This window comes from uncultured Victivallis sp. (assembly GCA_944389935.1).
Lineage (GTDB): Bacteria > Verrucomicrobiota > Lentisphaeria > Victivallales > Victivallaceae > Victivallis.
In genome coordinates, this window is record CALXOE010000040.1 from 1 (window position 1) to 16,114 (window position 16,114).

A 16,114-nucleotide genomic window follows, 5' to 3' on the forward strand; every position below is an offset into this window, starting at 1 on the left:
GCCAATCACTGCCCCGCAACAAAGCTCCACGCCCGGCAGTACAAGAGAGGGGTTCGGGGGAGAGAAAGCGGCTCGCAAGAGCGCGTCTCTCCCCGTACCAGCCATCCATCAAACACTCCATCGGCCAATCATCATCCCGCAACAAATTCTCCGCTCGGCAAGCGGCGAAGTGGAGCAAAAACGCGAATGGGTCTTTCCGCAGAAAAGCGGGAAGAGCCGTTCGCGTTTTTGCGGCTCTTTCTCCCCGTGCCGGCCGACCGCAGCCGAGTCCGACTCCGACCCGTACACGGCACCGGCACCTTGCCGGACGCAGGGGGTGCGGGGGGCGGCGGACACGCCCCCTGCCTCCCACGACCCAGCAACGCTCCCCGACGAGGTACCCTGCCGGACGCTGGGGGTGCGGGGGGCGGCGGACACGCCCCCTGCCTCCCACGACCCAGCAACGAGAAAGGCGGCATTTACGCTCATCGAGCTCCTCGTGGTGATTGCGATCATCGCGATATTGGCGGGGATGCTGCTGCCGGCGTTGAACCGGGCGCGGGAATCGGCCCGGAGCAGCAGTTGCCAGAACAATCTGAAACAGCTCGGTTTCGGAACGATCTCCTATGCGGGAGACAATGACGATCTCCTGCCGTTGTGCTGGTATGCCGGATGTAACTTCATTCTGCCGGATGGGACTCCGGTGAACATGCTCTGGGCATTTGAGGTGCTTCCTTACATCGGCAGGAACGATATGACCGGGACGCAGGGAACCGCGCTGGGGAAAAACGGGATTCCGGTGCTGACCTGTCCCTCCGGGCCGCAGGAGGTCCGCTCTTTTTCGCTCGGAAACAAAACGATTCCGGTGACGAACTACGCCTACAACAAGGGGTTGGGGCAGTACGAAAGCAGCAAATGGATGACACTCGCCACGGGGGTGCAGTCGCGGCCGCGCAAACTGGGCAAATTCCGGAATCCCTCCGGAATCGCCGCGATCATCGACTTCAAAAGCAACAGCAAAAGCGCGTTTGGTTTCGATCTCAACCTCGGGGGAAAAGCCGATACAAACACGCGCCGACTGAGCAGCGTCGCCGATCTGCGCCACAACAATCAGATCAACGAACTGAATCTGGACGGTTCAGTCGTCCACACGTTCGCGGAGAATCTCGGAGACGAGGAGGTAAGCCGTCGGTACGGGCTCCTCGACCAGTAGACGTTCCGGGTCTGGATTCGCCGGCACGCGCTATTCCGCCTGGGCGGAGGCCTCCTTTTCGCGGTCCCGGTTCCAGGCGCGGCGCGGCGGCGGGGAGTACGGCGTCGCTTTCAGCCGCCAGTGGCCGGGGGCAAGCAGCCGGTCGAGTTCGTCGAGCAGCGGTTTCGTCACCGTGATCCGGTCGCGACGCGCCTCGATAAACGTCACGGAATCATCTTTCCCGACCAGACAGAGGACGACCATCGCCTTGCCCGGCACCCGGAAACACGCCTCGGAAACTTTGCCGAGAACGCCCGGCTCGAGCTTGTCGGCATAAAGATGAATGTGCAATTCTTCGGTCAATTCGTTGGGGGCCTCAGCGAGCGGGACGACTTTTTCGACGATCACCCGCGGTTTTTCCGCTTCATCGCGTTTGCTGACCGTCACGGTCGCAAGTACCGGCAGGCCTGGTTCGAGCGTCACGCCCTGTTGCGAGAGATCATTCAACGCGCGCTCGTAAAGCATACATTCGATCGACGAATCCAGATCCTCCAGCAGCATGACGCCAAACGGCTTGCCGCTCTTCTTGCTGAATTTGCTCGTAAAACTGCCGACCATCCCCGCGATCCGGATCTGGGAGTTATCCGCGAGCTTCTCAATGCGCCGGATCGGACAGCTTGAAAACGCTTTCACCAGCTCCGCATACGGATCGAGCGGATGCCCGGTCACATAAAACCCGAGCAGCTCTTTCTCACTGCGCAGAATCTCCTCCCGGTCGAACTCCGGGATATCCGGGATCGGCACGGAACAGATCTCGTCCGCCCCGTCGTCCGCACCGAGCAGATCGAAGAGAGAGCCCTGCCCCGCCGCCTTGTCCTTTGCGCGGCTCGCGGCGAAATTCATCATCGGCTCGGCCACCGCCAGGATCTGGCTGCGCCGCAGTCCGAGCGAGTCGAGCGCGCCGGCCCGGGTCAGATGCTCGAGCATGCGTGAATTCACATCCGTGCCGCACCGTTCGCAGAAATCGAGGAAACTCTCGAATTTTCCCTCCGTCTCACGGCTCGTGATGATCTTCGAGGCCGCCACCTCTCCGACGCCCTTGATCGCACCGAGTCCGAATCGGATGCAGCCGGAATCCACCGAAAAACTGATCTCCGACGAATTCACGTCTGGCGGCAGAACCTTGATTCCCATCTCCCGGCATGCATTGATCAGGAATGCGATCTGATCGGCCGATTCCAATTCGCTCGTGAGCACGGCCGCCATGAATTCCACCGGGTAATTCGCTTTCAGATAGGCCGTCTGATAGCAGACGAATCCGTAGGCCGCCGAGTGCGACTTGTTGAAGCCGTATCCCGCGAACAATTTGATCTTCTCCCAGATCTGGTCTGCGAGCGCCTCGTCGATGTTGTTGGTCTCCTTGCAGCCCTTGAAGAATTTCTCTTTCTGCTTGGCGAGCACATCGACTTTCTTCTTGCCGATCGCCCGTCGCAGAATGTCCGCGCCGCCGAGCGTGAATCCGGCAAGCACCTGCACCACCTGCATGATCTGCTCCTGGTAGAGCATGATTCCGTAGGTTTCCTTGAGACACGCCTCCATGAGCGGATGGTCGTAGATGATCTCCGCCTCGCCTTTCTTGCGCGCGATGAAGTCAGGAATGAACTGCATCGGGCCGGGGCGGTAGATCGCCAGAAGAGCGATGATGTGTTCGAGCGTCTCCACCCCGAACGACCGGCAGAGATTCTGCATGCCGCCGGATTCGAGCTGGAACACCGCGATCGTATCACCGCGCCGGAGCATTTCAAAGGTTTTCGGATCGTCGAGCGGAATCTTCATCATGTCGATGTCGATCCCGTGGTTCTTTTTGATCATGTCGAGCGCATTCTTGATGATCGTAAGCGTGCGCAGCCCGAGAAAGTCCATCTTCAAGAGCCCCTGCTCCTCGCACGGGTGCGCCGGGAACGGCACAACCATGCTGTCCGATGCGCTTCTCGCCAGCGGAACGAGGTTGTCGAGCCGCTGGTCGCCGATGATGACCCCCGCGGCGTGAATGCCGGTCTGCCGATTCAAACCCTCGAGAACTTTCGCAAATTTGAACACCTGCGCGACGGCCGGATCGCTCTCGATGAGCGCCGCAAGCTCTTTCGACTGTTCGACCGCCTTGTCGAGCGTCATCTTCGGATCTTCGGGGATCAGCTTGGTCAACCGGTTGCCGAACTCGAAATCGTGACCGAGCACGCGGGCGACATCCTTGACCACCGCTTTTGCTTTCAGGAGTCCGTAGGTGCAGATCTGGGCCACACTGTCGAAACCGTATTTTCCGCGGACGTAATCGATCACCTCGCCGCGCCGCTTTTCGCAGAAGTCGATATCGAAGTCCGGCGGACTCACGCGCTCCGGGTTCAGAAAGCGTTCAAAGAAGAGATGGAATCGCAGCGGATCGATGTCCGTGATCCGCGTCAGATACGCCACGAGCGAACCCGCGCCCGATCCGCGCCCCGGCCCGACCGGAATCCCCTCGCCTTTCGCATGCCGGATGAAGTCCGACACCACGAAAAAATAACTGATGAATCCGGTTTTTTCAATGACGCCGAGCTCATACTCCATGCGGTCGAGAATCTCTTTCTGCCTCGCATCCGGTTCGGTGATCTTGCGCGGATCGAAGCCGTAGCGATACTCCATGTTGTCGAAACAGACTTCACGCAGATCGTTCTTATCCGCGAGCCGTCCGTCCGGCATGTAGAATTTCGGATAGTGGTTGACCTCCGGGACGTAATGGAACTTCATGCTGCACCGCTCCGCGATGAGCCGCGTATTCGTCACCGCCTCCGGGACTTCCCGGAACAGCTCTTTCATCTCCTGCTCGGTCTTGAAGTAGTAGTCCGGCCCGGAGAATTTGAAGTGTTTCTCCGCCAGCCGCGCCCCGGTCTGGATGCAGAGCATGATCTCATGCGCCTCGGCGTCCTCCTTGCGCATGTAGTGAACGTCGTTGGTCGCGATCATCCGCAGATTGTTGCGGCGGGCCAGATCGATCAGAAAACGGTTGCACCGTTTCTCCTCCTCCATGAAGTGATCCATCAGCTCAATGAAGAAGTGGTCCGGCCCGAAGATATCGAGATACTCCCGCATCGCCTGTTCAGCACGCTTTTCGTTCCCCTGCAGGAAATACTGCGAAATCTCACTGCCGATGCAGGCGCTCGTGCAGATCAATCCCTCGTGGTACTGCCGGAGAAGCTCCTTGTCAATCCGCGGCTTGTAGTGGAATCCATCCTTGTTCGCGGCCGACATCATCTTGCAGAGATTCCGGTACCCCTGCTCATTCTCGCTGAGCAGAATGAGGTGGAACCCGCCGCGATTGAACGGCTTATTCGAGTCGAAATCGCGCCGGTCCCCCGGAGCGACATAAGCCTCCACCCCGACGATCGGGTTGATCCCGGCACCGGAAAGTTCCCGGTGAAACTCCTCCACTCCGCCCATGTAACCGTGGTCGGTGATCGCCATCGCATTCATGTCATTTTCCCGGGCCAAATCGATCAGCCCCTTGACGGTGCAGGCCCCGTCCAACAGACTGTAATGGGTGTGAAGATGCAGATGAACGAAATCCGACGGCATAAAAAAATCCCTTTTCAGTGAGTAGATGATCGCAATGCGGTATTATACTCCATCCGGCCGTTTTTCTCAACCCCTCCGGGCACAATTTTACGGAAAAAACGCACTCAAACCGCACTCCGGGGACGCAGCCGCTCCCGATAGATCATCGCCCCGCCGACCGCGAAACCGGGCAGCAGCAGAATCGCCGAAAACGGGATCAGCAGCCACAAACAGCCCGCGCATCCGAATCCGAGCATCAGCATCCGGTTCCGGGCAGCCGACTGCCGCAGTACGGCGAGTTCCGTCCCGTCCGCAAACGCGCTCGAAAAAGCGTAGGTCAATCCGTACCGGTAGCCGACGATCAACGCCGACGGAATCCAGCCGACGAAAGGGATGAACATCGCCGGCAGAAGAAGCAGCAGACTCCAGCCCGCCGTCACCACCGAAAACCAGAGAGAGTGCAGCATGAACCGCAGATTCGTCCGCCACGGGAGCGGCGTATGCTCCACGTTGTAACGCATCGCCTCAAACCGCATCACCAGCGCATCGAAAAAAAACGCGCCGAACGCCTCGTAAAAAGTCGTGAGCAGAAGCGCCCCCGTAATCAATGCCGCCGCAACCGTGGTGATGCCGATCACCACCCGCGCCGCGTAGATCAGCCAGCGGAGCCAGACATTCCACGTCTCCGGATCAGGCAGAAACCCTGTCAAAAACGGGATCACCCATACGATCAGCACTGCAAGAACCACTGCATACAGCACCAGAATAATCACCATCGGAATCAGCGCATATCTCCAGAGCGCAGGCGTACGGAAAAAGTACAGCACACCCGCATGAAGATAACCGACTCCGGTGAAGAATTCCCGCAGCGAGTCCGGCATCGCCATGAATCACTCCGGCAGGTTGGTCCGGGGCGCCTCGGTCTGCTGAGGCTGCAACTGCGGTGCGGTTCCCGCATCGCCCGTCTCTGCGGGATTCTCCCCGAGGAGCCGGATCTGTATGAGCTCCCGGATCGCGTCCACAAGATTGGAATCGAGCTTGCGGGTGAAAGTCAACTTCCCGGCATCGACACTGCTGCGGAAGCCCTGCAGAAAACGGCCGTCGACGGCGGGATTCTGCGACAAGCCGGCCAGCATCAGATTGATCAGCTCCCGGGCCTGGAGGGCGGCTTCTTCCGTGGGAAAGGCTGCCGTCAGCGAGATCGTGGCCTCCGGAGTGGTGTTCTCCAATCCGATCGACAGCAGCTGCAGAGTCTGAAACTGCGGCATCATCTGCGTCGAGGTGCGCATCTCTCCGGACGGGACGAACGCCAGAGAGAACGGACGACCGCTCCGGGACGCGAGAAGAAGATTCTTGTTGATCCTGCCGACATTCAGCGGAACCGGCACGGAATCCCCGAACTGAAGCTGCACCTGAGAGGGAGATTTCAGCAGAATAACGGCTTTCTGCCCCTCCGGAGTCTCCCCCTGCATGGCTTCACATCCCGCGATGGAAGTCTGCGTTCCGCCACCGATGAAACCGGAATTTTCACAGAGCAGCTTGAACCACTTCTGCGCCTCCCCCTCGGGCGAATCGATCACCAGAACACCGTCGCGGAAATTGACGTTCATATAAGCCGTCAGCCGGCTGTTCCGCAAAAGCTCCTCGTCGATCTTCGCCTCGGCAATCTTTTCCGACAAGGTTTGCGTTCCGGCTTCGGCGGCTTTGGTGTCGAATTCGGAGCGAAACTCCACAAACTGCGGGTGCGCCATAAGAACCGGAAGATCGATCGACATAATCATATCGACTTCAGCGGCAAACAGCGACAGCGACATCAATGCCGCCGCACACAGGAAAGACAACTTCGCAAATTTCATAGGACCTCCCTCTTCATGGAATGACTCTCGAACGATCGTACGTAACCATATCGCAGAAATTGTATTTTTGCAAACCCGAATCCGAAAAACACCGAAAAAAAACGAGGAGGGAAAAAGACTCCCTCCTCCACACGCTCTTCCGCCGAAAACGCGGATATCACCCTTTCACGCCGCCGAGCATAATGCCTTTCACCAGCTGTTTCTGCATGAGAATGAAGATCACAATCATCGGAACGACGCTCATCGCGACCGCCGCCATCAGGAGGTTCGTCTCCTGTCCCTGCGAGGACTGGAACGAAAGCATACCGATCGGCAGCGTGTACTTGTCCGGAGTCTTCATCAGCACCAGCGGCCAGAACAGGTTGTTGTAACTGCCGATGAACGTGAAGATCGTCAGCGTCACAAGCGCGGGCCGCGCCAGCGGCAGAACAACGTCCCAGTAGAGCTGCCACTTCGTCGCGCCGTCGATCTCCGCGGCCTCGTCGAGCGACTTCGGGATATTCATCATGAACTGCCGCATCAGGAACGTCCCGAACGCCGAGAACGCCGCCGGAAGAATCAATCCCGTGTACGAGTCCACCAGTCCGAGAAGAATCATGTTCTGATAGTTCGGAATCATCATCACGAGTCCCGGCAGCATCATCGTCGCGAGATAGAGGAAGAACACCTTGTCCCGCCCTTTCCAGCGCAGCCGCGAAAAGCTGAACGCCGCAAGACTGCTCGTGAACACCTGGAGGAATGTGATCCAGCACGAGACAAAGACCGTATTCCAGTACCAGCGCCCGAAGAAGATTCCCTTTCTCGTGAACACATCCCGGTAGTTGTGCCACTGACAAACCTCCGGCAGCCACGAGTCATACCCGATCTCGTCGAGAACTTTCAGACTCGCGAGAATCATCCACGTGAACGGCAGCACCAGCAGCACCGCCATCAGCGTAAGAACCACATTCAAAGAAACCAATTTGGCGAAACCGCCCCAGAATCTGTTTTTTTCCTGCATGATACCCGAGCCTTCCTCACTCGTTCGTGTAACGGTTGCCGAATTTCCAGTTGAACATGGTCACGATAAACACCATGAGAAACAACAGCCAGGAGACCGCCGAAGCGTAGCCGAGACGCCCCGTGCCGAATCCCTGCGTGTAAATGTAGTACGCCAGCGTCGTGGTCGACCCGGCCGGACCGCCGTCGGTCATCACGCGCGCCATATCGAATCCGCCCTGAAGCCCGCCGATCACCGCCATGATCATGATGAAGAACGTCACGTTCGACAACTGCGGCCAGGTGATGTTCCAGAATCTTTGCCAGGGGGTCGCCCCGTCGATGTCAGCGGCCTCATAGAGCTCCTGCGGGACACCGGAGAGTCCCGCGAGATAAAGCAGCATGTTGTTCGAGCCGATCGCACCCCAGAACCCCATGATCAGCAGTGCCGGCTTCGCCCAGTAGTAATCCGAGGTCCAGTTCGGCGGCGTGAGCCCCTCCTCCGCGGCGGCCATTTCCGGCAGAATCCAGAAGACGCAGCAGAGCCCGACCAGCGCCATGTTCAGCACCATCGCCGAACCGTCGACAATCGTGGAGTCCCCGATGCCGCGGTCGATGATACAGGTGTATTTGCGCCCGACAAAGAAGAAATTGTACAGAAATCTCCCCCAGCCGATCCCGAGGAAAATCAGCATGAGCAGCAGCACCCAGTTCGCATTGCGGCTCAGCAGAGAAAGCGCCTCCTCCTTGCCCGCGATGTGCAGCCAGGTCGGTGAGACCCACCACCAGGCGAAAACCAGCGGCAGCGACGAAAGAATCATCCCGAGCCAGATGCTTACGCTCCCCGACTCGCCGTCACGCCAGAGCCGCAGCTTGCGCCGCACCATGCAGAGGTAGAAAAGCCCGACCACCACCAGCAGCCCGATGCCGATCGCCTCGCATGCCGGCGAGATGAGAATCGCCACCGGGGTCAGCGCATCGAGCAGCGGCCGCAATGCGTTGTTGATCGGCCCGTTCTCGGGGCTGTAAAGTTTTTTCCACAGGATGTAGGTCGCGACACCCGCCGTGAAGTAGGGGAAGTAAAAAAGGGTGCGGTAAACCGTCTTGCCCCCGATGGAACCGAGGATGAACACCCCGCCGACCAGCGATACCATCAGAATCATCATGCCGGTTCCGCCGAGCCCGAGCACAGCGAGCAGCCCGAAGCAGCTGACCATCACCGCGGTCAGTATCATCGTGACGGTCAACCGTTTCCGGTTGTCGCCTTTCACGAAATCCATATTCAGCAGCAGTGCCGCAACCAGACTGCCCGCAACGCCGAACGGGATTCCGATCATCATGAAGAACGTATTGCCGAAATATTGCGGAAAATCCGGATCGGAAAAGAGTTTCACGAAGTTGTCGAACCACACGAAACTGATCGGCTCCGACCGGAAGTAGTTGTGCATCTCAAGATTCCAGTCCGTGAACGCCATGTAGATGCTCATCACCAGTGGAATCACCGTGAACGCAAGGAAGCCGAGAATGTTCGGGAGCAGGAATCCGACCCCGATCGCGAGATCCTTGACATCTTTTTTCGTCATCGCCATTTTTTATTTACTCCCTCCCGCATTGCTTTCATCAAGCATTCCTCTATCACGATAATATTTCACATAAAACGGATTCTTGATCCATTCGACCGGAATCTTCTTCCCCTCTTTCTTGAAAGCGTCGATCTTCTGCTGAAGCGCCCAATCCTCCTCCCATGCTTTCATCATCGCGGGGTTCGCCTTCTTTGAGATCTCGATCTCACTGTTGTAGCGAGTCTCGATATACTCGAGCGTTTCATCCAGCGAGGAACGGTCGTTGAAGTAACGGTTGATGCCGTTCTGAAGCCAGTTCGTCGAACCGGTCTTGACATAGGGACTGTAGTAACTCGGCAACCCAATCGTACGAGCCCAGATGAATTCCAGCTCGCTGCTGTCATGCTCGTTCGGACGCTTCGTCGCGATCGCCCTCATCTCGGCGCTCACGATGTCGGGATTCGGCGGCAACCCATCGGCATGCTCGACGATATACAGATTGTAGGCCTTGCTCGCCAGAAACTGGAGGAACAGTTTTGTCAATTCCGGCTGTTTGCTGCCGCGATAGGGCATCGCCGCGCGGACCGAAAGCGGATGATTCTTATAGTCATACATCGGCAGCTGGCTCACACCGAACTGAATCGTCATATTCCGGGCCTCCTGCACCTCGCGGAATCGGATCAGGCAATATCTGCCCATGACGATCATCGCATATTTGCCGGAGACAAAGTTCGAGTAATCCGCCCCGCCATATCCGGAATCTACATTCATCGAAGCGACATCCGCCGCCGTCGGTGCAATCCGGTCGACATAAGTCCACTTGTAGAAAAGCCGGATCGCATCTTTGAGCGCGTCATTGTTCGCAATGCAGCGGGTCATGGTTTCATTGTAAATATCCAGTCCGCGACTGCGGGAGATGCACATCGCCATCATCACACCCCAGCCGCTGTCCAATGCCTGCAGGAAAAAGTACTCCTGACGGGGAAGTCCCTCATTCGCCTTTTTGACATACTCGATGGCCATCTTCTCGAACTCCTCGGGCGTCCACTCCAGCGGCGGCCGGCTGAACCCGAACTTCTCCAGCGTCGAAAGGTTGATCCACATCGCCACGCTTGCGCCGTTACAGGGATACCCATACTGTTTGCCGTCCATGCCGTTCAGGAGTCCGGCCATGCCCGGATAGGTGTTCTTAAGCCCGTAACCGTTCTTCTTCGCATCTTCGGTGATGTCCATCGCCACGCCGAGCTGGGAGTAGCCGAGCACCTCGCCGGTGTCGAACACATCGCCGGCCATACCGGAAACCGCCTGGATGAGCGTACTCTGGTTGTTGGCCGTCTCGAGCTGCACATCGCCGTTCGGCTTCGGCGAGCCGGGCTTGACATAATGGAGATCACCGGGCTTGAGCGGAGCGCCGACCGGACCATACGCCTCGTTCAAAGCGGCGGCCTCCTCCTCCGTGTAGGTCACCACGTTTCCCTGCGAATCTTTCAGAACATGGCCGTTCTCCACGAGCCACTCCCGAAACAGCATGATCTGCTCTTCCCGTTGCGGATTCGGGTCGGTCCGCCAGGTAATGACAGGCACTTCCGTAACCTGGTCGCGACTTGTGTACATCGTGTAAAACGATGCAGCCACAAGCAACAGCAGAATCGTGATGAACAATTTCTTCATTTTGCCGGGGCGCCTCCATTATTATTTCGGTTTTTAAAAGCAATTATCAAAACATACCAGAAAAAATACACCGGAAAAGCAGAAAATTCAACCCGTAGAAGTGTTTTTTTTGCAACTATTCCCCATTGGCGACTCCGGTCGAAAACGTTACTCTCTCTTCGGATAAAAAACGACGAATCACGAAATTTCGCCTCTTGCTTTACTGCGCGGCGGATGGTATATTATGTTCCGGAAATCTGCAATGGAACGGCGAAGCGCCCGCGAATCAATGCCGAGCCGACTGAACGCAAAGGAGTCTTATGAAATCCGGTTTTGACAGCGAAAAATACCTTCACGAACAATCCCAGGCCATTCTCGAGCGGGCCGGCAAGTTCGACGACAAACTTTACCTTGAATTCGGCGGGAAACTCCTGTGCGACTTCCATGCTGCGCGCGTTCTGCCGGGATTCGATCCCGACACGAAGATCAAGCTCCTGCAGCGCATGAAAGACAAAATCGACATCGTCATCTGCATTTATGCCGGCGATATCGAGAAGAAAAAAATGCGCGCGGACTTCGGCCTCGCCTACGACACCGACACCATGCGCACGATCGACGATCTGCGCGACTGGGGACTCGATGTGAAAGCCGTCGTCGTGACCCGCTATCAGGAGCAGCCCGCCGTCAAGACATTCATCAACAAGCTTTCCCGCCGCGGCATCCGGGTCTACACCCACCATCCGATCGAGGGGTATCCGACCGATCTGGATACGATCGTGAGCCCGCGCGGCTACGGCTCGAACGACTACATCGAAACCGACCGGCCGATTGTGGTTGTGACCGGTCCGGGCGCGAACTCAGGTAAAATGGCGACGTGTCTGTCGCAGGTTTACCACGAATTTCAGCGCGGCGTCAAAGCCGGGTATGCGAAATTTGAGACGTTCCCGGTCTGGAATCTGCCGCTCGCACACCCGGTCAACATCGCTTATGAAGCGGCTACGGCCGACCTCGGCGACATCAATATGGTCGACTCGTTCCATCTCGAAGCCTACGGGGAGACGGTGATCAACTACAACCGTGACCTTGAGATCTTCCCGGTGGTCAAACGGATCTGCGCGCGCATCATGTCACCCGAGCAGCTCTATAAATCGCCGACCGACATGGGCGTGAACCGGGTCGGATTCGCGATCACCGACGACGAGGTGTGCCGCCAGGCCGCAACCCAGGAGATCATCCGCCGCTACTTCCAGTACATGTGCGCCCATGCGCTCGGAAATGCCGACAAGATCGCCTCCGAACGGGTCAAACTGCTCATGGACGACCTCGGGATCACGGAATTCGACCGTCGGGTCGTCGCGCCTGCCCGCGCCGCCGCGGAAGAGGCGGAAAAACAGCCCGGCAAAGGCAGCAAAAACATCTTCTGCGGCGCAGCGCTCGAACTGCCCGACGGCACGATCGTCACCGGCAAGAACTCGCCGCTGCTGCACGCGGCCTCGAGCTGTATCTTGAATGCGGTCAAAATCCTTGCGAAACTGCCGGACGATCTCTTTCTGCTTTCGCCGCAGGTCATCGACTCGGTCAGCCAGCTCAAGAAGAAAATCTACAAGAACAAGGGCGTCAGCCTCGATCTCGGAGAGACTCTGACCGCGCTCTCGGTCAGCGTCCCGACCAACCCGGCCGCGCAACTTGCGATGAAGAAACTTTCGCGCCTTGCGGGATGCGAAATGCACATCAGCCATCTGCCGACTCCCGGTGACGAGCTCGCGTTGCGGAAACTCGGAATCCACGTCACGAGCGAACCGCGCTTCACGAGCCGCAACCTCTTCATGGAATGAGCACATCCGGGAACGCTGCGGAACTTGCGCCGGTCATCATCCGGTCCGCCCGACGGCGGCGGGTCGCCCTCACGATCCGCCCGGAGGATGGACGGCTGGCGGTGCTGGCGCCGCTCCGCGTCACGGATGCCGAGATCGTCCGCATTCTCGACCGGAATTCCGCCATCATCGACCGTTTGCGCCGGAGGTTTGAACAAAGGGCTGCCCGGCGGAGGATCGTCTCGTTCACCGACGGGAGCGAATTTCCGCTCCTCGGGAAGCCGTATCCGCTGCATTTCACCCGGCGGGTGCTCACATTCGAGGAGGGCTTTTTTGTTCCGGCAGGGGATGAGCCCTCGATCCGGGGACACATCGAAACGCTCTACCGGCATCTCGCGGCCGAGCTGCTCGAGCGGAAAGTGCGGGAAACGGCCGGGCGATTTCATCTCACTTTCCGCCGAATCCGGATCAGCGGAGCGAGCGGCCGCTGGGGATCGTGCAGCCGCGACGGGAGTCTCAACTTCAGCTGGCGGCTGATCCTCTGGCCGGAACCGGTCGTCGATTACGTGGTCGCGCATGAGCTCGCCCACCGGCTCGAGCTGAACCACTCCGAACGATTCTGGCGCGAGGTCGAACGCATGTGCCCGGAGTACCGGAAACTGGACCGCTTTCTGCGGGATCACGTCCCGGAATTCTCCGTCTGGTAAAATCCGTGCCGATGATTTGACATTTTCCCGCGGAATGCTACATTAGCAACAGATTCCAACCGATTCAAAGAGGAGGTGCATCATGTGGGAAAACGGCATTGACATCTACAGTGTCCGGCAGATCCGGCTCAGGACCGATCTCTACTTCGGCGTCGGAGCGATCGAATATTTCGCGGAGATCGCCGATCAGCTGACCGCACGGAACATCACGAGTGTGCTTGTCGTCACCGGCCACAGCTCCTACAAGCGAACCGGCGCATGGGAAGTGGTCGAACGCATCCTCAAGGAGCGGAACATCCGCTATGCCCTCTACGACAAAGTCACGCCGAACCCGACCACCGTCGAAGCGGATGAGGCGACGGCGCTCGGAGCCGCGGCGGGAGCGCAGGCGGTCGTCGCCATCGGCGGCGGCAGTCCGGTCGACACGGGCAAGAGCGCCGCGATTCTGCTGAAGCATCCGGGGAAAACCGCGCGGGAGCTCTTTTCGCAGGGCTTCACCCCGACGGGAGCCGTCCCGATCGTCGCGATCAACCTCACGCACGGAACCGGCACCGAGGTCAACCGCTTCGCCGTTCTGACGATTCCGGAGACGGAACAGAAACCGGTTATCGCGTTCGACTGCATCTATCCGACCTGGTCGATCGACGACCCGGCGCTGATGACGGGGCTCTCGCAGGCGCAGACCCGGTTCGTCAGCATCGACGCGGTCAACCACGTCATCGAAGCGGCCACCAGCAAGTCGACCAATCCCTACGCCGTCATGCTCGGGAAAGACGTGATCGAACTCGTGACACGGTATCTGCCCATTGCGGACAAGGATCCGACCGATCTGACCGCCCGGTATTTTCTGCTCTACGCCTCGATGCTGGCGGGACTCTCATTCGACAACGGGTTGCTGCACTATACGCACGCGCTGGAGCATCCGTTGAGCGCGCTCAAGCCGGAACTCGCACACGGGCTCGGTCTCGCGGTGCTGCTCCCGGCGGTCGTTCAGACGATCTATCCGCACCAGGCGGCGGTTCTCGCGGATCTGCTGAAACCGATGGCGCCCGATCTCGAGGGCAAACCCGAAGAGGCGCATGCCGCGGGCAAAGCGGTACAGGCGTGGCTCGTTCGCTGCGGCGTGCCGCAGAAACTCAGCGACGTCGGATTCCAGAAAGAGGATGTGGAGAAACTCGTCGACCTGACCATCCACGAACCCTCGCTCGCAAGTCTGCTGGAACAGGCGCCGGGATATGCGAATGCGACTTCGGTCGCGGCGATCTACATGAATTCGTTCCTGCCGCTGGTCTGAACCGCGCGAAGCGACTCAATCTTTTCCGCCGGGGGAGGACTCCTCTCCCGGCGTTTTTTTCACTCCGACGCGCTCGGCAAGCGAGCTTTGCAGCAGCTGCGCCACAAGTTCCGGTTTGCGCATGTGGACGCCCGAGTGGTAGATGTGCAGGAACGAGTATTCCGGACCGAACGAATCGATCATCATCTGCGTATACTTCCCCTCCGGATCGCGCTCGAAATTCATCACGAGCAGATTTCCCCAGAACGGACTGCGGATCACACGGGAGAAGTGTCCCTCCGGGGTCCGGAATCCCTCATTGGCGATGCAGAACGGGCAGTAGGCGCCGACCAGCATCGTGACACACCCCCAGAGCAGCAGCAGAAGCACCGGAACCACATTCCAGACCGCCGGACGCCAGGAGAGAATCCAGCGCGAAATCACGAACCAGAAGACCGGGATAACCGGAATGAGATAACGCATTCCGTAAGAGGCACCGCCGTACTCATTCGTAAAAATCATGTAAAACACGATCAACGCCGCTGCCGTGCCGAGCCCGCACCAGTCCGGGACGCGCAGCCTCTTCCGGAGAAACCAGACCGCGGGGAACACCAGAAGCAGGAACGGCTGATAACTGAACAACCCGCGGAATCCGAACAGACATTCGCAGCAGTATTCTCCAAACTGCGACCAGAGAAACACAAACCGGTACGACCCGGAACCATCGGCGACATAGAGCGGCACAACCGTTCCGTAGGCGATGAAATTCAGCAGCAGTACGCCGAGGCAGATCGCTCCGCCCGTCGCGACCACCACCGCGAGCGGCTTCCATTTCCGGCCGGCGGGGGAACAGAACCAGACGCCGGCCAGCGCCCCCAGGCCGGACAGAATCCCGAGAGGAATCTCGAACGCGCCTGCGAGTCCCGCGCAGCCCGCGGCGATCGCGGCCGCCTGCAGCGTCGGTTTCCTCCGGTACTTTTCCAGAGCGACGATCATGCCGAAGAGCGCCAGAGCCGCCGGGGTGTGATTGTTCATCACCACCGAATAACTTCCGAGCCAGGTGGTGAGCGGCATTGCCAGCGCGAGCAGAAACTTCCACTCGATCCGCCCGCGGGCGGTCCGCCTCAGATGGCGGAACATCAGGATAAAAAGCAGAATATTGCATCCTCCGGAGACCAGCAGATTCACGAGATAGATCGCCAGCATCCGGTTCTCCGTGAAATTGATCCCCGTCACGCGGTGGATCACGCCATGAATCAGAGCCGCGCAGAAACTCAGCGGCAGCGGCTTGTCGGAGTAGAGATGGCCGTTCCGTTCGAGCTTGTCGACCGTCGAGGCGAAATTCGTCCCCTCGATGTAGAACACCCCCTGCTCGCCGAGCGCCTGCACCACGCCGAAACGCGACGATTCATTGCCGGCAAGCGTGATCTCCTCTTTCGTGTAAAGAACGGCGAAAAGCAGCAGAAACACGATTCCGGCGTAGAGCAGTCTCCGGGCTTTTGTGCGCATATT

The 16,114-nt window shown here is 58.7% G+C and carries 11 protein-coding genes; 4 read left to right on the top strand and 7 right to left on the bottom strand.

The window, feature by feature from the left end; genetic code table 11:
- On the top strand, positions 1 to 1,192 hold a 1,192-nt coding region (locus tag Q0J85_RS11545), incomplete at its 5' end, for a DUF1559 domain-containing protein (protein ID WP_294481712.1).
- A 30-nt stretch (positions 1,193 to 1,222) separates the two neighbouring features.
- Here the strand turns inward: Q0J85_RS11545 and dnaE are convergent.
- The 6 genes from dnaE to Q0J85_RS11575 form a co-directional block, all read right to left on the bottom strand.
- Positions 1,223 to 4,783, bottom strand: coding sequence for a DNA polymerase III subunit alpha (dnaE, locus tag Q0J85_RS11550; protein ID WP_294481714.1), 3,561 nt, complete (start codon positions 4,781 to 4,783; stop codon positions 1,223 to 1,225).
- 104 nt (positions 4,784 to 4,887) lie between these two features.
- Positions 4,888 to 5,649: an EI24 domain-containing protein gene (locus Q0J85_RS11555; RefSeq protein WP_294481716.1), complete on the bottom strand. Its 762-nt coding sequence runs from the start codon at positions 5,647 to 5,649 to the stop codon at positions 4,888 to 4,890.
- 3 nt (positions 5,650 to 5,652) lie between these two features.
- Complete coding sequence (locus Q0J85_RS11560; RefSeq protein ID WP_294481718.1) at positions 5,653 to 6,618, bottom strand: hypothetical protein; 966 nt, start codon at positions 6,616 to 6,618, stop codon at positions 5,653 to 5,655.
- Positions 6,619 to 6,775: 157 nt separating this feature from the next.
- On the bottom strand, positions 6,776 to 7,618 hold the full coding sequence (locus Q0J85_RS11565; RefSeq protein WP_294481720.1) for a carbohydrate ABC transporter permease: 843 nt from the start codon (positions 7,616 to 7,618) through the stop codon (positions 6,776 to 6,778).
- 16 nt (positions 7,619 to 7,634) lie between these two features.
- On the bottom strand, positions 7,635 to 9,185 hold the full coding sequence (locus Q0J85_RS11570) for a carbohydrate ABC transporter permease (RefSeq protein WP_294481722.1): 1,551 nt from the start codon (positions 9,183 to 9,185) through the stop codon (positions 7,635 to 7,637).
- 3 nt (positions 9,186 to 9,188) lie between these two features.
- Entirely contained in the window at positions 9,189 to 10,829 is a 1,641-nt protein-coding gene (locus tag Q0J85_RS11575; RefSeq protein WP_294481723.1) for an ABC transporter substrate-binding protein, read from the bottom strand.
- 299 nt (positions 10,830 to 11,128) lie between these two features.
- On the opposite strand from Q0J85_RS11575, the gene Q0J85_RS11580 reads away from it, so the two are divergent.
- The 3 genes from Q0J85_RS11580 (at position 11,129) to Q0J85_RS11590 (ending at position 14,623) form a co-directional block, all read left to right on the top strand.
- Entirely contained in the window at positions 11,129 to 12,643 is a 1,515-nt protein-coding gene (locus Q0J85_RS11580) for a DUF1846 domain-containing protein (RefSeq protein WP_294481725.1), read from the top strand.
- Complete coding sequence (locus Q0J85_RS11585) at positions 12,640 to 13,329, top strand: M48 family metallopeptidase (RefSeq protein WP_294481727.1); 690 nt, start codon at positions 12,640 to 12,642, stop codon at positions 13,327 to 13,329. The genes Q0J85_RS11580 and Q0J85_RS11585 overlap by 4 nt, the downstream gene beginning before the upstream one ends.
- Positions 13,330 to 13,411: 82 nt before the next feature.
- Complete coding sequence (locus tag Q0J85_RS11590) at positions 13,412 to 14,623, top strand: iron-containing alcohol dehydrogenase (protein WP_294481731.1); 1,212 nt, start codon at positions 13,412 to 13,414, stop codon at positions 14,621 to 14,623.
- Between the two features lie 15 nt (positions 14,624 to 14,638).
- On the opposite strand, the gene Q0J85_RS11595 is transcribed toward Q0J85_RS11590, so the two are convergent.
- A complete protein-coding gene (locus Q0J85_RS11595) occupies positions 14,639 to 16,111 on the bottom strand; it encodes a hypothetical protein (RefSeq protein WP_294481735.1) in 1,473 nt (490 codons plus the stop codon).
- Positions 16,112 to 16,114 lie beyond the last annotated feature (3 nt).